27 protein-coding genes and 1 pseudogene are annotated in these 24692 nt (G+C 59.0%); 10 read left to right on the top strand and 18 right to left on the bottom strand.

Annotation, left to right across the window (positions count from 1 at the left end; translation table 11 throughout):
- Positions 1-348: 348 nt before the first annotated feature.
- On the bottom strand, positions 349-2277 hold the full coding sequence (locus F6A13_RS04275) for a sigma-54-dependent Fis family transcriptional regulator (RefSeq protein ID WP_225981950.1): 1929 nt from the start codon (positions 2275-2277) through the stop codon (positions 349-351).
- Between the two features lie 224 nt (positions 2278-2501).
- On the opposite strand from F6A13_RS04275, the gene F6A13_RS04270 reads away from it, so the two are divergent.
- From F6A13_RS04270 to fdhD, 3 genes are read left to right on the top strand one after another with little or no spacing between them, the layout of a single operon-like run.
- On the top strand, positions 2502-4778 hold the full coding sequence (locus F6A13_RS04270) for an FdhF/YdeP family oxidoreductase (protein WP_126605058.1): 2277 nt from the start codon (positions 2502-2504) through the stop codon (positions 4776-4778).
- Positions 4768-5067 carry a hypothetical protein gene (locus F6A13_RS04265; protein ID WP_151528109.1) on the top strand — a complete coding sequence of 100 codons (300 nt, stop codon included), beginning with the start codon at positions 4768-4770 and terminating at the stop codon, positions 5065-5067. The genes F6A13_RS04270 and F6A13_RS04265 overlap by 11 nt, the downstream gene beginning before the upstream one ends.
- Positions 5037-5888 carry a formate dehydrogenase accessory sulfurtransferase FdhD gene (gene fdhD / locus F6A13_RS04260; RefSeq protein WP_126605055.1) on the top strand — a complete coding sequence of 284 codons (852 nt, stop codon included), beginning with the start codon at positions 5037-5039 and terminating at the stop codon, positions 5886-5888. The genes F6A13_RS04265 and fdhD overlap by 31 nt, the downstream gene beginning before the upstream one ends.
- Positions 5889-6173: 285 nt before the next feature.
- Here fdhD and F6A13_RS04250 read toward each other — a convergent pair whose 3' ends face one another.
- Together F6A13_RS04250 and F6A13_RS04245 are read right to left on the bottom strand one after the other, a co-directional pair.
- On the bottom strand, positions 6174-6605 hold the full coding sequence (locus F6A13_RS04250; protein ID WP_126605053.1) for a type II toxin-antitoxin system VapC family toxin: 432 nt from the start codon (positions 6603-6605) through the stop codon (positions 6174-6176).
- Positions 6605-6847 carry a type II toxin-antitoxin system Phd/YefM family antitoxin gene (locus F6A13_RS04245; protein WP_126605052.1) on the bottom strand — a complete coding sequence of 81 codons (243 nt, stop codon included), beginning with the start codon at positions 6845-6847 and terminating at the stop codon, positions 6605-6607. The genes F6A13_RS04250 and F6A13_RS04245 overlap by 1 nt, the downstream gene beginning before the upstream one ends.
- Positions 6848-7015: 168 nt before the next feature.
- Here F6A13_RS04245 and F6A13_RS04240 point away from each other — a divergent pair, with 168 nt between their 5' ends.
- On the top strand, positions 7016-7474 hold the full coding sequence (locus tag F6A13_RS04240) for a DUF29 domain-containing protein (RefSeq protein WP_126605050.1): 459 nt from the start codon (positions 7016-7018) through the stop codon (positions 7472-7474).
- Positions 7475-7766: 292 nt separating this feature from the next.
- Here the strand turns inward: F6A13_RS04240 and F6A13_RS15955 are convergent.
- Positions 7767-7882: pseudogene (locus F6A13_RS15955) on the bottom strand (IS110 family transposase); the annotation flags it as partial.
- A gap of 219 nt (positions 7883-8101) precedes the next feature.
- Here F6A13_RS15955 and F6A13_RS04235 point away from each other — a divergent pair.
- A complete protein-coding gene (locus F6A13_RS04235; RefSeq protein ID WP_113527080.1) occupies positions 8102-9001 on the top strand; it encodes a patatin-like phospholipase family protein in 900 nt (299 codons plus the stop codon).
- Positions 9002-9019: 18 nt separating this feature from the next.
- Here F6A13_RS04235 and mnmA read toward each other — a convergent pair whose 3' ends face one another.
- From mnmA to F6A13_RS04180, 11 genes are all read right to left on the bottom strand, one after another.
- Positions 9020-10078, bottom strand: coding sequence for a tRNA 2-thiouridine(34) synthase MnmA (gene mnmA / locus F6A13_RS04230; protein ID WP_126605048.1), 1059 nt, complete (start codon positions 10076-10078; stop codon positions 9020-9022).
- Between the two features lie 15 nt (positions 10079-10093).
- Positions 10094-10288 (bottom strand): Fe-S cluster assembly protein IscX, encoded by a 195-nt coding sequence (gene iscX / locus F6A13_RS04225; protein WP_009566452.1) that lies wholly within the window; start codon positions 10286-10288, stop codon positions 10094-10096.
- Complete coding sequence (gene fdx / locus F6A13_RS04220) at positions 10288-10626, bottom strand: ISC system 2Fe-2S type ferredoxin (RefSeq protein ID WP_113527083.1); 339 nt, start codon at positions 10624-10626, stop codon at positions 10288-10290. Before fdx ends, iscX begins: the two co-directional genes overlap by 1 nt.
- Positions 10627-12492: a Fe-S protein assembly chaperone HscA gene (hscA, locus tag F6A13_RS04215; RefSeq protein WP_113527084.1), complete on the bottom strand. Its 1866-nt coding sequence runs from the start codon at positions 12490-12492 to the stop codon at positions 10627-10629.
- Positions 12493-12525: 33 nt separating this feature from the next.
- Positions 12526-13035, bottom strand: a complete 510-nt coding sequence (gene hscB, locus F6A13_RS04210; RefSeq protein WP_225982008.1) for a Fe-S protein assembly co-chaperone HscB — start codon at positions 13033-13035, stop codon at positions 12526-12528.
- 107 nt (positions 13036-13142) lie between these two features.
- The gene (iscA, locus tag F6A13_RS04205) at positions 13143-13466 is read right to left on the bottom strand and encodes an iron-sulfur cluster assembly protein IscA (RefSeq protein ID WP_113527086.1); all 324 of its coding nucleotides are present in this window, start codon (positions 13464-13466) and stop codon (positions 13143-13145) included.
- Between the two features lie 9 nt (positions 13467-13475).
- Positions 13476-13907, bottom strand: a complete 432-nt coding sequence (gene iscU, locus F6A13_RS04200) for a Fe-S cluster assembly scaffold IscU (RefSeq protein WP_113527087.1) — start codon at positions 13905-13907, stop codon at positions 13476-13478.
- A gap of 24 nt (positions 13908-13931) precedes the next feature.
- Positions 13932-15197 carry an IscS subfamily cysteine desulfurase gene (locus tag F6A13_RS04195; protein ID WP_113527088.1) on the bottom strand — a complete coding sequence of 422 codons (1266 nt, stop codon included), beginning with the start codon at positions 15195-15197 and terminating at the stop codon, positions 13932-13934.
- An 18-nt stretch (positions 15198-15215) separates the two neighbouring features.
- Positions 15216-15704: an Rrf2 family transcriptional regulator gene (locus F6A13_RS04190; protein ID WP_113527089.1), complete on the bottom strand. Its 489-nt coding sequence runs from the start codon at positions 15702-15704 to the stop codon at positions 15216-15218.
- A gap of 46 nt (positions 15705-15750) precedes the next feature.
- On the bottom strand, positions 15751-16506 hold the full coding sequence (gene cysE, locus F6A13_RS04185) for a serine O-acetyltransferase (protein WP_126605044.1): 756 nt from the start codon (positions 16504-16506) through the stop codon (positions 15751-15753).
- Positions 16507-16553: 47 nt separating this feature from the next.
- The gene (locus tag F6A13_RS04180) at positions 16554-17357 is read right to left on the bottom strand and encodes an RNA methyltransferase (RefSeq protein ID WP_225981949.1); all 804 of its coding nucleotides are present in this window, start codon (positions 17355-17357) and stop codon (positions 16554-16556) included.
- Positions 17358-17405: 48 nt separating this feature from the next.
- Here F6A13_RS04180 and F6A13_RS04175 point away from each other — a divergent pair, with 48 nt between their 5' ends.
- A complete protein-coding gene (locus tag F6A13_RS04175) occupies positions 17406-18209 on the top strand; it encodes an inositol monophosphatase family protein (RefSeq protein ID WP_113527090.1) in 804 nt (267 codons plus the stop codon).
- Positions 18210-18273: 64 nt separating this feature from the next.
- Here the strand turns inward: F6A13_RS04175 and F6A13_RS04170 are convergent, their stop codons facing one another.
- Positions 18274-19137 (bottom strand): ATP-binding protein, encoded by an 864-nt coding sequence (locus tag F6A13_RS04170; protein ID WP_113527091.1) that lies wholly within the window; start codon positions 19135-19137, stop codon positions 18274-18276.
- Between the two features lie 63 nt (positions 19138-19200).
- On the opposite strand from F6A13_RS04170, the gene F6A13_RS04165 reads away from it, so the two are divergent.
- The 4 genes from F6A13_RS04165 (at position 19201) to argA (ending at position 21774) form a co-directional block, all read left to right on the top strand.
- Positions 19201-19758: a septation protein A gene (locus F6A13_RS04165; protein WP_126605042.1), complete on the top strand. Its 558-nt coding sequence runs from the start codon at positions 19201-19203 to the stop codon at positions 19756-19758.
- A gap of 82 nt (positions 19759-19840) precedes the next feature.
- The gene (locus tag F6A13_RS04160) at positions 19841-20143 is read left to right on the top strand and encodes a YciI family protein (RefSeq protein WP_113527093.1); all 303 of its coding nucleotides are present in this window, start codon (positions 19841-19843) and stop codon (positions 20141-20143) included.
- The gene (locus tag F6A13_RS04155; RefSeq protein WP_126605041.1) at positions 20140-20451 is read left to right on the top strand and encodes a BolA family protein; all 312 of its coding nucleotides are present in this window, start codon (positions 20140-20142) and stop codon (positions 20449-20451) included. Before F6A13_RS04160 ends, F6A13_RS04155 begins: the two co-directional genes overlap by 4 nt.
- 15 nt (positions 20452-20466) lie before the next feature.
- On the top strand, positions 20467-21774 hold the full coding sequence (gene argA, locus F6A13_RS04150; protein WP_126605039.1) for an amino-acid N-acetyltransferase: 1308 nt from the start codon (positions 20467-20469) through the stop codon (positions 21772-21774).
- Positions 21775-21788: 14 nt separating this feature from the next.
- On the opposite strand, the gene F6A13_RS04145 is transcribed toward argA, so the two are convergent.
- Positions 21789-22745 carry an NYN domain-containing protein gene (locus F6A13_RS04145; protein ID WP_113527096.1) on the bottom strand — a complete coding sequence of 319 codons (957 nt, stop codon included), beginning with the start codon at positions 22743-22745 and terminating at the stop codon, positions 21789-21791.
- 6 nt (positions 22746-22751) lie between these two features.
- Positions 22752-24428, bottom strand: coding sequence for a dihydroxy-acid dehydratase (gene ilvD / locus F6A13_RS04140; protein WP_113527097.1), 1677 nt, complete (start codon positions 24426-24428; stop codon positions 22752-22754).
- Positions 24429-24692 lie beyond the last annotated feature (264 nt).

Genomic DNA, 24692 nt, shown 5'->3' with positions numbered 1-24692 from the left:
GGTGTGGCAAAAAACTTTTCAAGACATGGAATCCGGATCCACAAATTATTAGCAATTATTGTGCCATTATGTACCAACGGATTTACATGTGGTTTTAGGGGGAAGAGGCATGGTCCATCATGTCGCCATGATCCTGTTATCCGGCCCGATGCTGCACATAATGTTCATATGAAGATGACATAATGTCACACGGGCCGCGCATCTGGCCCGGCTCTGCCGCAGTTACATCATAACCGGCACCAGGGAAAAACGATGCAAGAATGTTCCGATGAAATGACGCATGGAAAAGCAGGCTGTCCTGCTTGGCGCACCTTCCATAAGACCGCATGGATGCAATGGACACCAATTTTATGCGTTAGCGTCCATAATGCCATACCGGCGCATTTTACGGTACAAGGTATTACGACTGACCTTGAGGAATTTCGCGGTATCGATCACGCGCCAGTGGTGACGCTCCAGCTCCGCGAGAATTCGGTTTCGCTCCAGCGCATCGCAATCACTCCATAGTGGTGTGTTCGCCGGTGTCGTTACGCGGCCAGCGGCCCATTCGCCGGTCACCAACCGGTCTGGCAGGTCTTCACACCGGATGAGCTTGCCATCACTCAGTGCCAGGGCAGTACGCATCACACTGCGAAGTTCGCGGATGTTACCCGGCCAGGAATAACCCAGAAAAATATTCCGTGCTTCCGCTGATATCTCCATTTCAGATACGCCACATTCCTGTTGGTAAATGGTTTCCATAAGCCGGATTTTATCGCTCCGCTCCCGCAGTGGCGGCAGGCTTAGCACGACATCGTTGATCCGATAAAGCAGGTCCGTCCGAAAGCTTCCCTGCTGCACCAGACCATCGATCGACTTATTGGTTGCACTGATCACCCGAATATCCACGGGGCTGGCTTTGGTGGTCCCAAGAGGGGTGACCTCCCGTTCTTCGAGAACTCGCAGCAGGCGTCCCTGAAGCGCGGCGGGCATGTCTCCGATTTCATCGAGGAACAACGTGCCACCATTGGCGGCCATCACCTTACCCTGCTTGCCCACCCGGCTCGCCCCGGTAAAGGAGCCGGGCTCATACCCGAATAGTTCGCTCTCAATGAGCGATTCGGGTATGGCTGCGCAATTGATCGCCACAAAAGGTTTATCTCTTCTATCGCTGGCGCAGTGTATGGCGCGCGCAAACGTATCTTTGCCAGTACCGGTTTCGCCCAGCAGCAGAATGCTGATATTTTTGTTCAATACCTTTTGGATACGACCAATATTTTCCGATACCACGGCATCGCCACTCGATAACGCCCGCAGGGAATCGTGCACCTGAACCGATGCTGCGTCCCTGGAATGCGGTGCATTTCCGAGAATGCCGTTCACGACAGCCCTGAACGGCACTTTGTCCGGCAGCGAAAATACCCGCAGACTATCACCCCCTCCGGCATTTCGAAGCTGGGGTCTGAAGAGCGACTTTTCCGCACGATGGTGATCGTCCAGCATCTTGTCCAGCGAGACATCGAACACATCCCGCACGTTCGCACCGACAAGACGGCCATTGGCGTCAGCGATGGTGCCTTTTGTCAGCGCGAATTCCGCCGCGATAATGACGCCATTCTCGTTAATTGCAAACAATGCTTCGTCATCATGGTCGGTATAATCGTTCATCCTGCTCACCGACAGTATGATATGGTCCTGATAACTCCGGGCGAAATATTTCATTTCGATCCGCCGTGCCAGTTGTGCCAACAGCGGCATGACCGAGACATACGCCGACTTCACATAACCGCTGCGGGAATAGGTTGAATCGATCACCCCCAGCAGTGCGCCAGATGGCGCCCAAATGGGCATCGCGCAGCACGCCATCTCCACAAAGTTCTTGAATAAATGCTCTTCCCGGTGGACCATGCGGGGCTTCATGTCATGCAGACAAAGGCTCGGTCCGGTTACCCCGACATACTCTTCCCGCCATATGAATCCGGCGTCCATACCCGAATAGCGGGCATCACATCCGCCCCCGATTTCCGTCCCGACAGCATGCAGCGCGATGCCGCCGGCATCCAGCAACAGCAATGTACAGTCTGGTGACGGTAGCAGGGCATCCTCGGAAAATCGCAACATCTGCTGAATCAGACGGGCCATTTCCGCAGATCCGATCTCTACAAAAAGATGCTGTTCCTCAAGAAGTCGCCCGAGGTTGCCCGCATCCAGTCTTTGCAGTTCTGGGGCATCATGCGCGTCCAACCGATATTGTCCGGTGCAACGATCCCAGGCATGGGTTATATAGTCATTATCCATTGATGGATCCGTATCATAATGAGACATTATCGTCTATCCACCTTCATCCGGTTTACCAACAGTCTGGTTCTGGGGGAATACCGAGTCAAATAAGTGTTTGGAGATATAACAATCAACCAGATCGTGCAGCCCTGGCGCGGAAACTGCTAGTGGATTGTCATTATACCATGAGTCGCAATGGACGGTGGTGCTGTCCTGTATATTTCGATCATTCGGGAGGGATTATGTCTTCGTTCAAGATCACCCATTACCAACAACCGGCGGGAGGCTGGGGATCCCTGCGTGCCTCGCTGCGCAGCTTGCGTCAGGAACACGCGCTGGCGGATGGTGCCGCCCTGCTCCTCAAAATGAATCAGGCGGAAGGTTTTGATTGTCCGGGTTGCGCCTGGGGAGATCCCGAGGCGCATTCCAGCTTCGAGTTCTGTGAGAACGGGGTCAAGGCCGTCGCCGCCGAAGCTACCGGAAAACGGGTGACCGCAGATTTTTTTGCAGCGCACACCCTGTCCTGGCTGGCGGAGCAAACGGACTATTTTCTGGAAGAGCAGGGGCGTCTGACCGAGCCCATGGCTTACGATCCGCAGAGTGACCGCTACGTGCCCGTTAGCTGGGATACCGCTTTTGCGCGGATCGCCGCGCAACTCAATGCCCTGGCATCCCCTGACGAGGCCATATTTTACACGTCTGGGCGCACCTCCAATGAAGCGGCATTTTTATATCAGCTCTTTGTGCGGGAATTCGGTACCAATAATCTCCCCGACTGTTCCAACATGTGCCATGAGCCCACCAGCCTGGCCATGCCCGAATCCATCGGAGTGGGCAAGGCCATGGTAACCCTGGATGATTTTGAACTGACCGATACCATACTGATGTTCGGTCATAATCCCGGGACCTGTGCGCCACGTATGTTGGCTACGCTGAGTGAGGCATCCAAGCGGGGTGCGCAGATCCTGGTCTTCAACCCCTTGCATGAACGCGGATTGGAGCGATTTCTGCATCCCCAGCATCCGGTAGAGATGCTCACCAATCACGCCACCCCCATCGCCAGCCACTACTATCAGCCCCGAAGCGGCGGTGACTACGCCCTTGCCATGGGAATCGCCCGCACCGTCCTGGAGTCCGGGAACCCGGATCAGGCGTTTATCGAAGAGCATACCCAGGGGTTTGACGATTTCCGCGATCTGGTCATGAACACGCCCTGGACAGAGATCGAGGAACAGAGCGGCCTCAGCCGCCACGATCTGGAGGAGATCGGGCACATCTATGATCAGGGACAGGCCGCCATATTTACGTGGGGAATGGGCGTTACCCAGCAAAAGCATGCGGTGGCCACCATCCAGATGTTCCTGAACGTGCTGCTGCTCAAGGGCAACATCGGCAAACCGGGCGCCGGCCCCTCGCCGATTCGCGGTCACAGCAATGTGCAGGGTGACCGGACCATGGGGATATATGAGAAACCTTCCCCGGCGTTTCTGCAACGCCTCGGGGCGGAGTTCCATTTTACGCCGCCGCAGGAGCACGGCTACGATACGGTAGCCAGCATCGAAGCGATGGAGGATGGGCGAGCCAGGTTCTTTTTCGGGCTGGGTGGCAATTTTGCCAATGCTACACCCGACACGGCGCGCGCCCACGCCGCGCTCCGGCGCTGCGCGATGACGGTGCATGTGACCACCAAACTCAACCGGTCCCACATCGTCCACGGCGAACAGGCCTTGATTTTACCCTGCCTGGGACGCACGGAGATCGACATCCAGAAAACCGGTCCCCAAGGGGTAACCGTGGAGGACACCTTCTGCATGGTGCACATCTCCCAGGGGATGAACGAACCGGCCTCCCCTTCCCTGCTGTCGGAATGTGCCATCGTGGCGCGTCTGGCGCGGGCGACCCTGCCGCTCAGCCCCACCCCGTGGCTGCAACTCATGGGAGACTATGACCTCATTCGCGACCGCATTTCGCGCGTAGTGCCGGGTTTCGAGGATTTCAACGCCCGAGTCCATAAACCACGGGGATTTCATTTGGATCTGCCTCCCCGTTCACGGGTATGGCCCACTGCCAGCGGCAAGGCGAATTTTCTGGCCAAGGCGCTGTCCACCATCGCCGATGACCATTTTGTGCCGCAGACCTCCGAAAAGCTCTTCACCCTGATGACGATTCGCAGCCACGATCAGTACAACACCACGATCTACGGTTACGATGACCGCTATCGCGGCGTATCCGGCCTGCGCAACGTGTGTTTCATGCATCCGGAGGATATTCGGGACATGGGTTTTCAGGCCGACGACCGGGTGGACATCACCTCGCACTGGACAGACGGTGAACGTGTGGCGCGGGACTTCCTGCTGGTTGCGTTCGATATTCCCAAAGGAATGCTTGCGGGCTATTACCCGGAATTGAACATATTGGTGCCCCTGTCCAGTTACGCCGATCGCGCCCGCACGCCGACATCCAAATCGATCCCGGTGACCCTGGCACGGGCAAAGGGAGACCAACACCATGTCGCCTGACCGCAAGGCGGGGAACGACCGGCATACACCAGAAGCCGCTCCGGAGGATTTGGCCATTGCCTTGCTCCGGATGCTTTGCACGGAAGGGCCGGTATCGGTGGCCAGAGCCTGCAAGTCTTTCGGCCTTCCCCGCAGCCAGATGGAGCGCCTGCTTCTGCTCTTGGGAAACTCGGAACAATGGGGTGGGCTCCATTATGTTCGCCCGGAAGAACAACGGGGCAGAACCGTCATCACGCTGACACCAGAAGGGAGGACCCTGTGCGCACAGATGCAGGCGGCAACGGAATAGTATGGTCTCCGGCCAGGCGCATGGACGGCGCGTACCGTTCAGTGAAATGCGAGGAAGCCATCCTGGAGGAAATGGCGGTTTCGTTGATCCTCAATGGCAAGCCCTATGCGGTGATGATGATCACCCCCGATCATCTGGAAGATTTCTTTATGGGGTTCCTTTACGGTGAGGGGGTGATCCGGTCGATCGCCGATATCATCACCTGGGAGTCTGTCTGTATTCCGGAAGGGTTGACCCTCTACCTGCAGGTTTCGGCGGAGGCCGAAGCCAGAGCCGCCCGAAAAAGGCGTCTGGTGATCGGCGGCAGCGCCTGCGGTCTCTGTGGCACCCCGAACTTCGAGGACCTCGTCCCCTTCGCACCCATAGACCACGATGTCTGTGTGGAACCCGCACTGGTGCACGACCTGCTCCAGGAGATGCGCGCTCATCAGCGATTGAACCGGCATACCGGGACCGCTCACGCCGCCGTCCTGGCCGCCACCAACGGCATGACCCTGGTGCGGGAAGACATCGGCCGCCACAACGCCGTAGACAAGACCATCGGCGCGGCGCTCCGGCAGGGATGGCCGCCTTCCGGAAATATCCTGCTGGGCGTGTCTTCGCGGCTGACTTTTGAGATTGCCCTCAAGGCCTTGAGCTTTCAGATTCCCATCGTAGCGGCGATCTCCGGAGTCAGCAGTCTGGCGATCCAGATTGCACAGACCCACAATCTTACCCTTGTCGGTTACGCGCGGGATCAGCGCCTGACCATCTACGCCCACGGCGAGCGCTTTCGCGGGAATGCCGCAGCAATCTACGACCTGCTCCGTGAAAACGGGTAGTGCCTGAAGTGGCCCCCAAATCTCCCGCCATTTCCTGCAACTGCGCCAAGGCCCCTTCCAGATCCTCCATGATTTCCTGCAGGATCAGTACGGGGGCAGGCAGATTCTCTGCATCCTCCAGGGATTCGTCCCTGAGCCAGACAATGTCCAGGCTCGCCTTGTCGCGGCTGACCAGATCTTCGTAGTCGATCGTGCGCCGCCGACAGAAAGCCGCTGGTGCCACAGGATATTGCAGTAGTTCCAGAGTTTCTGGACGATGGTGGCGGTGTTCATGGTTTTCCCGGTCTAGCGGTCGCCATTTTTTATCTCTGGCACGAGCGCAATGCCCAGGGCGAGAGCAGCTCCATGAAGCTGCTTATCCAGTGTCGCAAGTGGCAGCTTCCGCCGTAAGGCCAGTTCCAGATAAGCGGCGTCGTAGATCGTCAGGCGGTGCTCCTCGGCGAGATCCAAGGTGGCAGACCACGCCGCGGCATCCGTCTGATGGTCAATGGTCTCCGGCAGCAGGCGCAGGTCGGGCACCAGTTCGCGCAGCTCCTGCATGGTGATGCGACCGCGCCGCGCGGCGGCCAACAGTGCATTGCAGATTTCCAACGCCCAATGCGCGGGAACGCAAATGCCCTCCCCCAACAGCCGCTCCCGCACCCGGTTGGCGACTTCGGCATTTTCATCCCGAAGATACCAAGCGAGGGTCATGGAAGCATCCGCGACAAAAGCCATCAGTATTTGCGTCCCGCATCGATCAACTCGCGCAACGAAACACCCCCCAAGTCATGGCTGGCCTGGAACACCTTCATGCGCGCCACGGCGGCCCGCCGTTCCTCCAATCCCTGGCCCATGGGCGGCCGCAACTCGGCCACCGCCTGCCCATGCTTGGTGATGGTGAAACATTCCCCTTTGCGCACCCGCTCTAAAATCTCGGACAAATGCGTCTTCGCCTCATAGGCGCCAATCTCGGACATATCAGACACTTCATCTTTCAACCAGTCTTAGACCAGTCTAAATGCGTATGGTTGGCGCCGTCAATATCAGAGGACTGGGCCGGGACCAAGTCGGTATCTACCTTGACAGACGCTGGAGCCATGCTTGATGCTTTACAGCATCAAGCATGCCCAACAGGAGGCGTGACCATGGGAACAGCAATAAAGCTCGAAACGCCCGTCAATCTGTACGATCAGGACTTCTATGTATGGACTATGGAGCAGGCAGACCTTTTGCGCCGTCGCAAGCCGGACTGGATGGACTGGAACAACGTCGCAGAGGAATTGGAATCCATGGGTAAGAGGGATCGCCGCGAAATCATCAGTCGCCTGGAGAAACTGCTTGTGCACATCGCCAAATGGCAATGGCAGCCGGAAAAACGCTCGCAGAGCTGGTCCCAGACCATCAAAGAGCAACGAAAGCAGATAGCCCTCATCCTCAAGGACTCTCCAAGTCTCGATAACTTTCTGCGCTACTCATTACCCGAAACATGGACAAGCGCGACAGACGAAGCAGCGGAAGAGACAGGACTTCCATTGTCGACGTTCCCTGACACTTGCCCTTGGAATATAAACGCTCAGATTTTGGCTGACTGGTGGCCTGAATAAGCAACCTCACCGTTTTGTCTTATAATGACACCAAGCAGGTGGACCATGAACCCCGCAAAACCGGGCCGTCCGCAGCTCAGGGCACGGCGCTCACCAGACAGAAGGAGGCGTTCTGTCTGGTGTAGTCCTCACGAAACTTCCAATTTTGCGCTCTTCGCCTCCTCCTTACCAAGAAAACACGCTTAAACTGTTGCCCCAAATCTCGGCCCCCCTCATTTCGTGATACGCCATTTCAGGAAGGCGACAACTAGGCTGACACCGGGGGGATGCCACAACGTTAAATGAAAACGCCGTTTACACAAAATTCAGAACACCCTCGTTTGCGGTGAATCTCACCCGTCTCCATGTCTACCCAATGCAGTTGCATGACCTTTTTTGCCAAACCAGTCCATAAGTTGTAACCTGCATGTCGAGTCCTCCTTGTCCTTATCGTGGATAAATTTCCACCTTGGCACCTTGATGCCGTCCGGTTCAAGCGGGGACTCCCTTCTGGAGCGCCCCGCAGCCGGTCCTGTAGAGGGAGGCATCTGTTACATCTCTATAATATCTCGTACTAAGCCGCAAGATACGCCGCTCAGTTACCGCTTACGTTGTGGCGTCAAAAACGCATGGGAGGTGAAGATCAGCATGACTATTGGCCTGGCTCTTGGCAGCGGCGCGGCCCGCGGGTGGGCGCATATAGGGGTGATAAGCGCGCTGAGTGATCAAGGAATCGTACCGGATATCGTTTGTGGTACGTCCATAGGCGCGCTGGTCGGCGCATCCTATGTTTCCAACAATCTTGAGAAGCTGGAGAAATGGGTTTGTTCACTGACCAAGCTTGAAACAGCCAAATTTTTTGCCATCAACATGTCGTTGAATGGTTTTGTCAATAAAGAGCGGCTACATTATTTCCTCAATAAATATGTGGCAGATGATGACTCAAAAATAGAGGACATAGTTAACAAAAAATATGCATCGGTAGCAACCGAATTGCAAACCGGAAGCGAGATCTGGTTGACGGATGGTTCCATTTTGGATGCCGTCTTTTCGTCCATATCCATGCCCGGCCTCTTTCCGGCAGTCAAGAACAACGGCAGGTGGCTCATAGATGGCGGATTGGTGAATCCCGTCCCCGTTTCGGTCTGTCGGGCTCTTGGCGCCGATGTCGTTATTGCCGTAACGTTGAACGATGATATCGTTGGAAAACACCTTCAAAATAACAAAGTCATAAAAACACAGGATACCGGCGTTACCGGAAAAATATCAGACCTGATCACTGCATATACAGCCTCGATATTTCCGGCGACAGGCGATGAGGAGCAACCACCCAGCCTCTTTGATGCCATCGCCGGCTCGGTGAATATCATGCAGGACAGAATCACCAGAAGCCGCATGGCCGGAGATCCTCCGGATATCCTGCTTTCTCCGAAGCTGTCCCACATTGGCTTACTGGAGTTTTATCGCGCCGGCGAAGCCATCACGGAGGGGAAAAAATGCGTACAGAGCATGTTACCGGAAATACAGCACCTGTTGGGTATATCCTGACCCCGGCGCGCCAGCGGACTATTCCGTGCCCTGAATCCAGCCTCCGCCCAGCAGGCGCTCACCTAGGTAGCAGACGGCAGCCTGACCGGGGGTAACGGCGCGTTGCGGCTCGGGAAAGCGGAGTTCGGCCCGGGCATCGGAGAGCAGGTGCAGCGTGGCCGACTCGGCGCGGGAGCGGTAACGCAGTTTTGCGGTCACGGCATGGGTTTCGTTGGGGGATAAATCCGCCAGCCAGTTGCACTCGGCCAGGCTGACCACATTGCGGTAGAGCTCATCCTCTCTGCCGACGATTACCCGGTTCCTGGTTGAGTCCAGCGCAAGGACATAGCGCGGCTGGTCACTGCCGCCACCCAGTCCTTTGCGCTGCCCTACGGTGAAGTTGAGCGTACCCGGATGCTGGCCCAGCACCTGCCCGCTGCTGTCAACCATCTCTCCTTCCTGCGCCATGTCCAGCCCGGCGTAATCCTCCAGAAAGCGGCGGTAGTCGCCGTCCGGGACAAAGCAGATATCCTGTGAGTCCTGCTTGGCGGCCACGGGCAGGCCATGCTTTCGGGCCACGGCGCGCACCTCGTCCTTGTTCATGCCACCCACGGGAAAGCGCAGGCGGGGCAATATCCCCGCAGCAATGGCGAAAAGAAAATAGGATTGATCTTTGGCATCGTCACGGCCACGCAGCAGAGCAGTACCCGAGGAGGTTTCCGCCAGCCGCGCATAATGGCCCGTCGCCAGCATCGTGGCGCCCAACTTTTCGCCCTCCGCCAGCAGGGCATCGAACTTGAGGAACTGATTGCAGCGCGCACAAGGATTGGGCGTGCGCCCCGCCTGATATTCGGCGACAAACACGTCGACCACCTGACGCCGGAACGCCTCGCGATAATCCAGCACCGTGTAGGGAATCCCTAGACGGGCGCAGATCTCGGCGGCGTCTTCGATATCTTTTTCATCGCAGCAGCGGCTCCTGGGCCACAGGCGCATGGTCACACCGGTGAGTTCGTAGCCCTGCTCCTGCATAAGCAGGGCCGCTACGGCAGAATCCACTCCTCCCGAGAGGGCGATGAGGGCTTTTTTTTCGGCCATAGTGTGCGGCCTGACTCAGTCCTTCTCCGCCAACCAGGCCATCTGGATGGCTTCGAGGATGCCTTCGCTGGACTTTTCGGGCTCGCCTTCAAAATCAGGGAGTTCCAATATCCAGCGGTGCAGGTCGGTGAAACGCAGATGGGCCACATCGGCGTCCGGGTGGGCTTCATCCAGGGCAATGGCAAGCTCCGAGGTGTCGGTCCAGCGCATCAGTGCCGCTCCTTTTCCAGATTGATGGTGTATTTGGGGATTTCGATGACCAGTTCGGTATCCGTCACTTTCGCCTGGCAACTGAGGCGGGAGGTCGGCTCCAGGCCCCAGGCCTTATCGAGCAAATCCTCTTCTTTTTCTTCCGCAGGGACGAGACTGTCAAAACCCGCGCGCAGAATCACATGACAGGTAGTGCAGGCGCAGGACATCTCGCAGGCATGCTCAATGTGAATATCATTGCGCAGCGCCGCGGTGATGATGGTCTCCCCCGGCTCAGCGTCGAACTCCGCCCCCTCGGGACAGACTTCCGGGTTCGGCAGGACGCGTATTTTTGTCATTCAATCTCCCAGATCGTCAATGGAACGGCCGGTGATGGCGCGGCGCAGGGCACTGTCCATACGCCGCTGCACCAGCGGTTCCGCGGCGGTTTCCACCGCCTCCGCGGCGGCGGTGATCACGCCGGCGTCGTCACCCGACAAGGCATTGATCAACGCGGCACTGGCCTTGTCCAGGGCTTCCCGCTCCGCCGGATCCAGCAGGTCGGCATCGGCGGCCAAAGCCGTACGCAAGGCTTCGCGCACGCGCTCACCCTCCACTTTGGCTTCTGACAGGCGTCGTCTGACCACATCTTCGGCGCCATGGGTGAACGAGTCCTGCAACATCCTGGCGATTTCTTCATCATTCAGACCATAAGACGGTTTGACGACAACTTCCGAACGCACCCCCGTACTGGTTTCCTCTGCACGCACCGCCAGCAGGCCATCGGCGTCCACCTGAAAAGTCACGCGAATCCTTGCGGCACCGGCCACCATGGGGGGAATGCCGCGCAGACTGAAGCGCGCCAGCGAACGACAGTCCTGCACCAGATCGCGTTCCCCCTGCACGACGTGGACGCTCATGGCCGTCTGACCATCCTTGAAGGTGGTGAACTCCTGCGCCCGTGCCACCGGAATGGGGGTGTTGCGGGGAATGATTTTCTCCACCAGTCCGCCCATGGTCTCCAGACCAAGGGACAGTGGCAGCACGTCCATGAGCAACAAATCTTCACGCTGATTGCCTATCAGGGCATCGGCCTGAATGGCGGCACCCAGGGCCACCACCTGATCGGGGTCGATGTCCGTCAGCGGCTTCTGCTGAAAGAACGCCTCCACCATCGCGCGCACGGCGGGGACACGGGTGGCGCCGCCCACCAGCACCACACCGTCAATATCAGTCAGTTTTAACCCGGCATCCCGCAGCGCCCGCCGACAAGCCGGGAGGGACCGTTGGATCACCGGCTGAATCAGTGATTCCAACTGGCCACGCGACAGCTTTATCTCGCGGGCCGCGCGACCGGAAGGCGTCAGCGCTATCATCGTTTCGTCTACGGCACTGAGCGCCTCTTTGGCGGTACGCGCCTGCTGCAGCACCTGCCGCCGCCAGAGGGGATCGGACGCATCACCGCCCTCCTCCTGCATCAGCCATTCGGCCACCGCATGATCCATATCGTCACCGCCAAGTGCGGAATCACCGGCGGTCGCCAGCACCTCAAAGACTCCGGCCTGTAGGCGCAATATGGAAATATCGAAGGTTCCGCCGCCCAGATCGTAGATGGCAAAAATGCCTTCACTGCCCTTGTCCAAGCCATAGGCCACCGCCGCCGCGGTCGGCTCGGCCAGCAGGCGCAGCACGTTCAGCCCCGCCAGACGGGCCGCATCTTTGGTGGCCTGACGCTGGGCCTCGTCGAAATAAGCGGGCACCGTGATCACCGCGCCCTCCGGTTCGCCACCCAGGGTTTCCACTGCCCGCTCTTTGAGTACCCGCAATATTTCGGCAGACACCTCTACGGGGGATTTTTCACCCGCCACCGTGCGCAGGCGCACCATACCCTCTCCAGGAACAAGGTCGTAAGGTAAGTGCCCGGCAAGAGTCTGCACATCGCCGTGGCCGCGCCCCATCAGGCGTTTCACCGAGGCGATGGTATTGTGCGGGTCCTGCCCGGCGGCGGCGACCGCGGGATAGCCGACGTGAATACCGCCGCCACCGAGGTAACGCACCACCGAAGGCAGCAGATATTTACCGTCATGATCGCGCATGACGGTGGGCACCGCCGACAATACGGAGGCCACCAGCGAATGGGTGGTTCCCAGGTCGATACCGATAGCCAGCCGCCGCCGATGGGGATCAGCGGCCGTGCCCGGTTCTGCAATTTGCATTAACGCCATGATATATCGCCCTGATTGTGGAGGTTCCGCCGCTCAGGCATTCTGCAAATGCTCTTCGCGGCGGTCTATCTCGCCGAGAAGCTTATCGAGAAATTGTAACTCGCGCAGCGCCGCGCCCGCCGCTTCCGGCTCAACACAGGGTAAAACACCCAATAATCTCCGGAGACGTTGCACCACCCCGGTCGCTGCCGTATCCACTTCCTGACGCAAAGCCTCCATGCCCGACAGGTCGCGTGCCGCCACCAGATCTTCCAGACGTTCGCGATAGATCATCTGGGTCATCAGCAGTTCCGGGTCAGCGACCTTCACCTGCTCACCCAACGCGTCCACGCCTTGCCGTTGCAGGAGATAATCGGCACGCCGCAGGGGGTCCCGCAATATGGCCAAGGCCTCATTAAGGCGGGTACTCCACTCCAGGGAATAGCGTCTTGCCGCCGGTTCCGCATTGGCGAAGCGGTCCGGATGCAGGCCTTTTTGCAGCGCCAACACTTGCGTGCGCAGCGTCTGCACGTCCAGGTCATACGTTTCGGGCAAGCCCGCCACCGCATACAAGGACAGGTCCGCGCGGAAGGGCTGCACCGCCCCGCAAGAAGCGCAAAGCGCGGGCGGAGCACCCAACTCCGCCCCGCACCGGAAACAGGAGTCCACCATCAGGTCGTAAAGCTCTCACCGCAGCCGCAGGCATCTTTCACGTTGGGATTATTAAAACGGAATCCCTCGTTCAAGCCTTCGCGGGTGAAGTCCAGTTCGGTGCCATCCAGATAAATGAGACTTTTGGGGTCCACGAAAAGACTCACGTCATCATGGGGAAACACCAGATCTTCCGGGTTGGGGACATCCACAAACTCCATGACATACGACAACCCCGAGCAGCCGCTGGTTTTCACACCGATGCGGATACCCACACCCTTGCCGCGTTTGGCAATACTCTTGCGTACCTGCCGCGCCGCACTTTCCGATAAGGTCAAAGCCATGACGGTATCCTAGTGTGCCGCCTGGGCACCGGCCATTTCCGGTTGCGCAGCCACCGGCGCGCCACCCTGCTTTTTGCGGTAATCCTCCACCGCCGCCTTGATGGCGTCTTCGGCCAGCACGGAGCAGTGAATCTTGACCGGAGGCAGCTCCAGCTCTTCGGCGATCTGGCTGTTCTTGATGGCCATCGCTTCATCGAGGGTTTTGCCCTTGACCCACTCCGTCACCAGCGAGCTGGACGCAATGGCCGAACCGCAGCCATAGGTCTTGAACTTGGCGTCTTCGATAATGCCCTGCCCGTTCACCCTGATCTGCAAACGCATCACGTCGCCGCAGGCCGGTGCACCCACCATACCGGTGCCGACGCCGCTGTCATCCTTGTCCAGTGCCCCCACATTGCGGGGATGTTCATAATGATCGATCACCTTTTCACTGTATGCCATGATGGTTCTCCTCTTGTAAGGACCTTAGTGCGCGGCCCACTGAATGCTGTGGATATCAATGCCTTCCTGATGCATCTCCCAGAGGGGAGACAACTCCCGTAACTTGTCCACCTTCGCAGCAATCAGTCCGATAGTAGCGTCAATTTCCTCTTCCGTCGTGTAGCGACCAATGCCAAAGCGGATGGAACTGTGCGCCAGTTCATCGGACTTGCCCAAGGCGCGGAGCACATAAGAAGGCTCCAGGCTGGCCGAGGTACAGGCCGATCCGCTGGATACGGCGATTTCCTTCAGCGCCATGATCAGCGACTCGCCTTCCACAAAGGCAAAGCTGATATTGAGGTTGTGCGGCACCCGGTGTTCCATGTTGCCATTGATATAGGTTTCTTCCACCCGTTCCTGAATGCCCTTGAGCAGACGGTCACGCAACTGGCGGATACGCTTGCCATCGCTCTCCATCGACTGCACGGCCAGTTCGGCTGCCGCGCCCATACCGACGATCTGGTGCGTAGGCAAAGTCCCGGAACGCATGCCGCGCTCGTGGCCTCCACCATGCACCTGTGCCTCCACCCGCACCCGGGGCTTACGCCGCACATAGAGGGCACCAATGCCCTTGGGTCCGTAAATCTTATGCCCGGATAGGCTCATCATGTCCGCCTGGACGGCCTCCACATCCACCGGGATCTTGCCCAGAGCCTGCACCGCATCCACATGGAACAATATTTTGTGGGCGCGCAGTATCCTGCCGATTTCTTCCATGGGCTGGATGACGCCGATTTCGTTGTTCACATACAGCACGGAAGCCATGATGGTATCTGGACGGAGGGCCGCTTCAAAGGCCTGGAGGTCGACCAGACCGTCTTCCTGTACTTCCAGATAGGTAACTTCAAAGCCTTCGCGCTCCAGTTGGCGACAAGTGTCCAGAGTCGCCTTGTGCTCGGTACGCAGGGTGACGAGATGCCTGCCTTTGCCGGAGTAGAAATGCGCCGCGCCCTTGAGAGCCAGATTGGTCGCTTCCGTCGCGCCCGACGTCCAGACGATTTCACGGGGGTCGGCGTGGACGGCATCGGCAACCTGCTGACGCGCCTTCTCCACCGCCTTCTCCGCCGTCCAGCCGTAGGGATGGGAACGGCTGGCCGCATTACCAAAGTCATGGGTCAGAAAGGGCAGCATCTGTTCCAGAACGATCGGATCGACGGGGGTCGTCGCCTGATAGTCCAGGTAAATGGGACGATTGGGATCGATCCGCAAAGGCTGCTCGATATTCAGTTCAATGATTTTGGGTTGGTTCATTTCCTGTACCTCTCGGTTTTAAGCGGTGTTATGCGTCTGGCGCAGTGGTGTTTTATCCCTCATCGCGATCGGAGCTGCCTGCATCAACTCCTTGGTCAGCTGCTTCTGTACTAGTTGACCAAGGGTAATCCCCCCGAGAAACTCGGCGATACGATCTCCCAATTCTTCCCACAGGTCGTGAGTAAGGCACTGCTGCCCGTCCCCCTTACAACCCTGCTGCGGATCACCACCGCACTGGGTCGTGCTGATGGACTCATTGACGGCCTCCACAATCTGCGTCAACGAAATCTCCGCGTCCGGCATGGCCAGCCGGTAACCACCACCCGGACCACGTACACTTTCCACCAGACCATAACGACGCAGCCGCCCAAAGAGCTGCTCCAAATAGGCCACAGAAATCCGCTGACGCTGCGAGATATCGGCCACGGTCACCACGCCACCACGCTGATTGAGCGCCAGATCCAGCATGGCGGTCACCGCGTAGCGTCCTTTTGTCGTCAGTTTCATGTCCAGTGCCCTCCTGTACGACATCCTACTATCTATACCAAATTAGTCAAGTATTACCCGCGCGCGTTCCCTTGTTTTCCGGCACGTCATCGTCGTCCTCGATGGCGCAGACGATCTCCTCCACAGGCATCATGCCCTCCTGCGGCTGCAGGTGCTGCAAGCCATCCCGCAGTTGCGCAATTTCCGCATCCTGGCGATGCATGTGCTCCAGCATGCATTCCACGGCCCGCGCCACCGGATCGGGCATCTGTCCGGTCAGGCCATAGGCCTCGAAGTTATCCGTATGCTCCCCTTTGCTGATCACCCGCCCAGGGATACCCACCACGGTGGCACCCTCCGGCACCGACTTGACCACCACCGCATTGGAGCCGATCCGCGCATCATCTCCGATAATGACCGGTCCCAGCACCTTGGCACCAGCGCCGACGATGACGCCACGCCCCAGAGTCGGATGGCGTTTACCCGGCGTCCAGGAGGTTCCGCCCAGGGTCACGCCGTGATAGAGGGTACAATCGTCGCCGATCTCCGCCGTCTCACCGATCACCACCCCCATTCCATGATCGATGAAGAAACCCTTACCGATCTGCGCCCCCGGATGAATCTCGATACCGGTCCAGAAACGCGAAAAGGCCGCCAGACTGCGCGCCGACAGGCGCCAGCGGTGACGCCACAGGGCATGAGCGATCCGATGCAGGAACAGGGCGTGAACGCCGGGATAGGTGAGCAACACTTCCAGACGGGTCCGCGCCGCGGGATCGCGCGCAAAAACCGCGTCGAGGTCACTCCGCCAGCGTCCACCCATAGCCACACTCCCCCGTATTTGCCTCGGCCACACTACCAAGCCCCGCATTAAAGACTATCCTGATCCTTTCTGTCCACTTTAGACGCCCAGCGCTCGATTTCGGTAAGGATACCGCGCAGGATGTTCACCTCGTTCTGGCTCGGCCTGGCGCGGTCAAAAAGACGGCGCAAGCGACGCATCATGCGGGTAGCGCGAATCTCCTGCAGAAAACCACTACAGCGCAGCACATGCTGCAAGTGCCCATAAAAGCCTTCCATATCCTCGATGGGGGCGGGCGGCTCCAGCACTGCTTCTGTGGGTACGTCCTGCGCTGGTAGGGCCATCAGGGCGGCCATGTGGAGCTCATAGGCGAGCACCTGCACCGCCTGCCCCAGATTCAGGGAGTGGTATTCATCCGCCGTGGGGATATGCACCAACACCTGACAACGATCCATCTCCGCATTGGTCAGCCCCGTCCGCTCCCGGCCAAAGAGCAGAGCACAATCCCCCGTGATCAGATCCGTGAGAATCTCTCCCGCCGCCTCCCGGGCATTGCCGACGGGCCACTGGATACGACGATCGCGGGCACTGGTGCCATAGACTTTGTGGCAACCCTGCAGGGCCGTGTCCAGATTGGTACAGACCTGCGCCGATTCCAGAATATCTTCGGCACCGGAGGCAAGAGCCGTGGCCTCCGGATCGGGGAAAAAGCGCGGATTGACCAGCACCAGATGGCGCAACCCCATCACCTTCATGGCCCGTGCCGCCGCCCCGATATTGCCGGGGTGACTGGGTTCAACAAGGACAATACGCAAACCGTGCAAAGAAGTCCCGATCATGCCCGCAGCCCTCGCCCGTGCGGCCACCGCCATTCTCCTTTATACTCCCCCAATTCCGACTCATCCTCGCACAAGGTTCCCATGCAGCATCCTATTCTCGTTACCGCCATTCGTGCGGCCCGCAAAGCTGGCGATATCATCAACCGCAGCTTCGACCGGGTCAATGAAATCAGCATCACCAGCAAGGCGCACAATGACTTTGTCACGGACGTCGATCAGCGCGCCGAGGCCGCCATCGTGGAGATTATCCGCCGCGCCTACCCCGAGCACGGCATCCTCGCCGAAGAAGGCAGCCGCATCTCCGATAAAGACTTCGAGTGGATCATTGACCCCCTCGATGGCACCACCAACTTCATCCACGGCATGCCGCAGGTCGGCGTCTCCATCGCCGTTCGCCACTTTGACCGCCTGGAGCATGCAGTCATCTATGATCCGGTGCATAACGAGCTGTTTACCGCCAGCCGCGGCAGTGGCGCACACCTCAACGATCGCCGCCTGCGCATTGCCCAGCGCAAGGATCTGGACGGTGCCCTGCTCGGCACCGGCTTTCCCTTCCGCGACTTTTCCCACCTGGACACCTACCTCGCCACCCTCAAGGCTTTCATGCTGAAGACTGCGGGTGTCCGCCGGCCCGGCTCCGCGGCACTGGACCTGGCCTATGTCGCGGCGGGCCGCTATGACGGCTTCTGGGAGTTCAACCTCAAGCCCTGGGATCTCGCTGCCGGCGCGCTACTGGTGCAGGAGGCGGGCGGCGTCGCCACCGACTTCCAGGGTGATCAGGGTTATCTGCAAAACGGCGATATCGTTGCCGGCAACCTGCGGATTCATGCCCAGATGCTGCATATCATCAGCCAGGAGATCAACCAGCCGCAATCCGCCCGTTGAAACGAGGAGTTCCGTTATGGCCGGGCTCTATGTGAACCAGGCCCACGTTCGGAAGGATGAACCACTATCGTGCCGCCAGCGCCCTGGATCCGGCCCAGTGACGGGCGAACTGCCGTGCCACCCGGCCACTGCGCGAGCCGCGCTGCAAGGCCCAGCGCAGGGCTTCCTCCCGCCATTCCGCCTGCGGCGTCTGCACCCCCAGACGCTGCAGATGGATAATGCAAATATCCAGATACATAGCCTGATCGAAGGGATAAAAGCCCAGCCATAAGCCGAAGCGCTCGGAGAGGCTGATTTTTTCTTCCGCCGTCTCGCCGGGAATGATTTCCTCCCCGTGGCGGTGATATTCCTCGTTGTCGGCGAAATGGCGCGGCATCAAATGCCGCCGGTTGCTGGTGGCGTAGAGCAGCACGTTGTCCGGACGCGCCTCCACACCGCCGTCGAGCAGCGACTTGAGGGCCTTGTAGCCGGGGTCATCGGCACCAAAAGACAGGTCATCGCAGAAAAGCACAAAGTGATACGCCTGCCGCGGATCGGCCGCCTGCAGCGCCGCCAGTATCTCCGGCAGGTCGAGGATGCCGTCCTGGTCGATTTCAATCACCCGCAGCCCCTGATCCGCATAGCGACGCAAGAGCGCCTTGACCAGCGAAGACTTGCCTGTGCCCCGCCCGCCCCAGAGCAAGGCGTCATTGGCGGGCAAACCGGCGACAAACTGGCGGGTGTTCAGGTCCAGTGCGGCCTTGGTGTCTTCGATACCGAGCAGTTCGTCCATCTCCGGCAAATCCACGCGCGCCACCCCTTCCAGACGGCCACCGAGGGGCAGATGGCGCCAGCGCGCCGCCTTTACCCCAGCAAAATCGGGCAGAGGATGACTGCTGTTATCCCCCAAAAGCGCGGCCAAACCCTGAATCACCTGTTGACGTTCCACTGTCCACGAACTCCTTTCTGTGATTAGATAGAGCAAGCTTAACCCCATTTACCGTGGCGCGTCATGAAACTGCTTACCGATTTCCTCCCCATTATCCTCTTTTTCGTGGCCTACCGGATTCACGGGATCTACATGGCCACCGAAGTGCTCATCGTTGCCGCTATCCTACTGATGGCCTGGCAGTGGTGGCGGCGGGGCCGGGTGGAGACCATGACCTGGGTCTCCACCCTGCTGATCCTGGCCTTCGGTGGCCTGACCCTGTATTTTCATAACGACACCTTCATCAAGATCAAACCCAGCATCCTCTATATGCTGTTCGCGGCGGCACTGCTCTTTACCCACTGGCGGGAGGAACCGCTCCTCCAACGCTTGATGGGCGGACAACTGCCAGCCGCGCTGCCCCTGTCTTTCTGGCGGCGCCTCAATGGCTACTGGATTGCCTTCTTTCTCTTCGGTGCTGTCCTGAACCTGATCGTGGCCTATGCGTTTTCAACGGGTATCTGGGTGGATTTCAAGCTTTTCGGCATGCTCGCCATCACCGTCATTTTCGTACTCTTTCAAGCGGTGGTGATCTCACGTGCTTTGCCGCAAGAGGCCAAGGATGGCGATTCGTCGGCATAGCCTCTGATCAGCGGAGACAGTTGCCAACTTGCCGCAAATGGGGCAGCTTTAGGGCATGCATCTCACCAACAGGAAAAGGTTCATGTATTACTGCATCATTGGCACGGACAATGCCGACTCCCTAGGCAAACGCCAGACGGCGCGGGGCGATCATCTGGCGCGCCTGCATCAGTTGCAATCTGAGGGGCGCTTACTGACTGCGGGGCCATTCCCCGCCATAGACAGTGAAGAACCGGGCGAAGCAGGGTTTACCGGCAGCCTGATCATTGCCCGTTTTGACTCGCTGGAAGATGCCCATGCCTGGGCTGCCGCCGAACCTTATCTCAGTGCCGGTGTTTACACAGATGTCAGTGTTCGCCCTTATAAAGGAGTATTTTTGCCATGAATAAAGAAATCCTCGGCAATTTATTGCGTGACGCCCTGAATCCGGAATTCCTGGAAATCAATGACCGGACGGAATCCCACAGCGGTCATGCGTCGTCCGGCGGTGGCGGGCATTACGAGGTGCGCATTGTCAGCGGTCGGTTCGCGGGCTTGCCCCCATTGGCACGTCACCGTCTGGTCAATACGGCCACCGACCCGGTGCGTCAGGAGATACACGCGCTGTCGATCAAGGCCTATAGCCCGGAGGAGTTTTCCGCTCAAACCCAGCCCAAAACACAGCGCCCAGCCATCGCCCTGAATGTCCTTTAGGGGTGGCGTGCTCAGATGCCAGCCGATAGCTTCGTCCGCAGTTTCCGCGAGTCTTCGCCTTACATTCATCGCTTTCGCGGACAGACTTTCGTCATCAATTTCGGTGGCGACGCGCTGGCGGATGGCAGCATCCGCAGCCTCGCTCATGACATCGCCCTGCTCAACAGTCTGGGCATCAATGTCGTCCTGGTACACGGGGCCGGGCCGCAGATCGACGCGGCACTGCTGGCCCACCAACTCCGCACCGAACGGGTCAACGGCAAGCGCATCACCGACCTGGCGGCCATGCAGGTACTCCGTGAAGCGGTGGGCGGTGCCCGTCTGGTGGTGGAGTCGGCATTGTCTGAAGGACAAATGGGCTCGCCCATGGCCCATGCGGGATTGCAGGTGGTCAGCGGCAACTTCATCATCGCCCAGCCCCTTGGGGTGCTGGAGGGGGTGGATTACCAGTATACCGGACAGGTACGCAGGGTAGCGACAGAGGCCATCCAACGCCATCTTGCCGCCGACGAAATCATCCTGCTCTCCCCCATTGGCGTCTCGCCGACGGGTACCCTGTTCAACATCCGCGCAGAGGAAGTGGCGGTAGCGGCGGCCTTGGCCTTGCACGCCGCCAAGCTGGTATTTTTCATGGATGAGGATGGTGTGACCGATGCACAGGGGCAACTGATACGCCAGATCACCCTTTCCGAACTACCGCAATTACTGGAGCGGGATGATATTCAGGGCGGCCTGCGCGAGCATCTGCACAGCGCCGCGATTGCCTGCGCCGGAACGGTGGATCGTGTCCATCTCATATCCCGGCATGTGGATGGCGCCCTGCTGCGCGAACTCTTCACCCGCGATGGCCTCGGTACCCTCATTTCCCGGGACCCTTTCGAGCATCTGCGGACCGCCACCGTCGCCGATATCCCCGGCATCCTCGATCTGATTCGCCCCATGGAAGAGCGCGGGGTGCTGGTGCGGCGCAGCCGGGAACGCCTCGAAATGGAAGCGGGTCACTTCGTGGTCATGGAACGGGACGGCAAGATCATCGGCTGCGCGGCCATGTATCCCTTCCCTGAACAGGGAATGGCCGAAGTCGCCTGCCTCGCCGTGGACAGCCGCTATCGTCGCCAGGGGCGCGGTGAGCGGCTGCTCGACTACTGTCAGGAACGCGCGCGGGAGCAGAAACTGGAACGGATCTTCGTGCTCAGCACCCAGACGACCCACTGGTTTCTGGAACGCAATTTCCACCACGGCGCCCTGGAGGATTTACCGGTGCCGCGGCAGCAGCTCTATAACTTCCAGCGCCGCAGTCAGGTATTTTTTCGCAACCTGTAGAGACCGAAGCGGCGTCAGGAGGGTTCGGCGACCGCCTCATGCTCCTCGGCTTCGTCCTGCCGGGCGAACCCCGCATCCTCCCCCCGTTCCGTGCTGGAGATGCGCTCGGGCTGCTTCAACAAGCCCCCGGTGCGGCCATCATAGCGATTGACCACGGTGCAGCGGCGGGCGACGAAACCGCCCTTTTCCGTCTCACTGGACTCGAGATCAAACTCCAGAATGATATCCCGACTCGGGAGGTCATCCATATCCAATTCGCGCGGCAGGTCAGAAATGTGGACAAAGGCCGACTCGTAAGGAGAATCCTCCTGCCGGGTATCGGTCACCCACAAACGGGCGGAAATACCGGTCAAAAAACGGATGAAGCCGAAGCCGCGATCGGCCTCCCAGCGGATGCAGATACCGCGAATGCGTGAGCCTATTTCCCCCCACGGCACCCGCACGTCGCCACGGGTGGGAATCAGCCCGGGCACCAGATAACCGGGGTAGAAAGCGTCCGCTTCATACTGCAACTCTCTGGAGACATTCCTGAACGCCAGCACCTCGACCCGACATCCCTTATTCTGCAACGCGCGGACCACCTGCAGGAAATCCCCGTCACCCGTGACCAGCAGCACCTGATCCAGGCGCTCGGATTGCAGCATCACATCCACCGCCAGATCCAGATCGGCATTGGCTTTGGACATGCTGTTGCCTTCTTCGTCCACGAACCAGCGCACCGGCTTTTCGATGATCTTCCAACCAAGATCGCGCACCGCCTGCTGATAACCGCGAATCCGTTCCCGGTACTCACGATCACGCTTCATGCGCTCGCCATCCACCGCCATATAGGTATTCAGGCGCAGTAATCGCGCTTCCGCTTCCCGCCCGGCGAAGCGACGCAGCACATCATAACGCATGGCATAACCACCGTTATAACGAATATTTTCGGCATCCACATAGACACCGATATGCAGCTCACCATTACTCATGAATGCTCAGGACTCCAGGACCGCGCCGTTGGCGGCGTTAGTCACCAGCTTACGATACCGGCGCAACCACGGTGACTTCAGGGGCTTTTCTATCGGCGCCCAATGTTTGCGGCGTTCGGCCAATTCCTCGTCACTCAGGTCGACATGGATTTTGCCATTGTCGAGGTCAAGAGAAATCATGTCCCCATCTTTCAACAGACCGATGGGGCCTCCCTCCGCCGCCTCCGGGGAGATGTGGCCGATACAGGCCCCGCGGGTTGCTCCACTGAAACGGCCGTCGGTAATCAATGCCACACTTTCGCCCAGACCCATACCCATGATGTTGGCGGTAGGCGTCAGCATCTCCGGCATTCCGGGGCCGCCCTTCGGGCCTTCATAACGGATCACCACCACATTACCGGCCTCGACTTCACCGGCAAGAATACCGTCCGCCGCCGTTTCCATACTCTCAAAAATCTTCGCAGGTCCAGAGAACTTGCGCATCGCGGGCAATACCGCACCGATTTTGACGATACCGCCTTCCGGCGCGAGATTGCCAAAGACCACCCGCAAGCCGCCAGTGGGGGAAATGGGATCGCTGGCCAAATGGATGATTTTGCTGTCCTTGACCGCCGCCGCCAAGACGATCTCGCGCAGGCTTTGGCCGCTCACTGTCGGCTTATCCAGATGCAGCACATCGGGAGTGCGCTTGTGGACTTCATGGAGGATGGCTGGGATACCACCGGCGCGGCCGATGTCCTCGACATGCACCGTAGACAGGGCGGGCGATATCTTGGCAAGGTAGGCCACCTTCTGCGCCAGATCGTTCAGCCGCGCCAGGGGATAATCCAGACCGGCCTCCCGGGCGATGGCCAGGGTGTGCAATACCGTGTTGGTGGAACCGCCCATGGCCATGTCCAGTATAAATGCGTTATCGATGGCATCGAAATCCACCAGTTGCCGCATGGTCGGCCCGCCCGCCATGGCCAGCGCCACCACACGATCCGCAGCCTGCCGCACCAGGTCGCGGCGCGCCGCCGCCGTCGCCAGAATGGTGCCGTTGCCGGGCAGCGCGATACCGAGAACCTCCATCAGGCAGTTCATGCTGTTGGCCGTGAACATGCCGGAGCAGGAGCCGCAAGTCGGACAGGCCTTGTCCTCGATCTCTTTGAGACGGATTTGGGTGATCTGCCCGCGCTTGAACTGACCGACCGCCTCAAACGCCGTTACCAGATCGACCGCCGTTCCGTCAGACAGATGACCGGCCTCCATAGGGCCGCCGGAGACGAATACCGTGGGGACGTCACAGCGCAGCGCACCCATGATCATACCGGGCACGATCTTATCGCAGTTGGGGATACAGATGAGCGCGTCCAGATGATGGGCCTGCACCACCGTCTCGATGGAGTCCGCAATCAGCTCACGGCTCGGGAGCGAGTAACGCATACCGTCGTGACCCATGATGATGCCGTCATCCACACCGATGGTATTGAACTCGAAGGGCACGCCCCCCGCCGCACGGATGTTCTCCTTGACGATGCGTCCGAACTCCTGCAAATGCACGTGGCCGGGAATAATGTCGATGAACGAGTTGGCCACTCCGATGAAGGGCTTATCCATATCCTGGTCGGTGACACCGCAGGCCTTGAGCAGGGCGCGGTGAGGAGTGTGTTCAAAACCTTTTTTGATCATATCGGAGCGCATGAGGTCCTCGTGGCAAGTTCAGCAACGGGATGCATCGCGTGGATGCCACCCCGATGGCGGCGTGGATGGCAGGGTGCCGAGTAAAAGCACACTGACCGTCTGGTTAGTATCCGCAGTATAGGGCCTGGCGTGAGACAGGCCAAGAAGTAGACGCTCGCCGGGCTGCAAATCCGCTGAGTATTTCCTCTGAGGACAGATCAAAGGGCTTTGGGACACATGCTCATATACATTTATCTGTGCTGACAACTGCCTGCCTGCATGGAG

The sequence above is a fragment of the Acidithiobacillus sp. 'AMD consortium' genome, assembly GCF_008926505.1.
Lineage (GTDB): Bacteria > Pseudomonadota > Gammaproteobacteria > Acidithiobacillales > Acidithiobacillaceae > Acidithiobacillus > Acidithiobacillus ferridurans.
The sequence above is the reverse complement of the archived record's forward strand: the minus strand, read 5'-3'. Positions and strand labels throughout refer to the sequence as shown.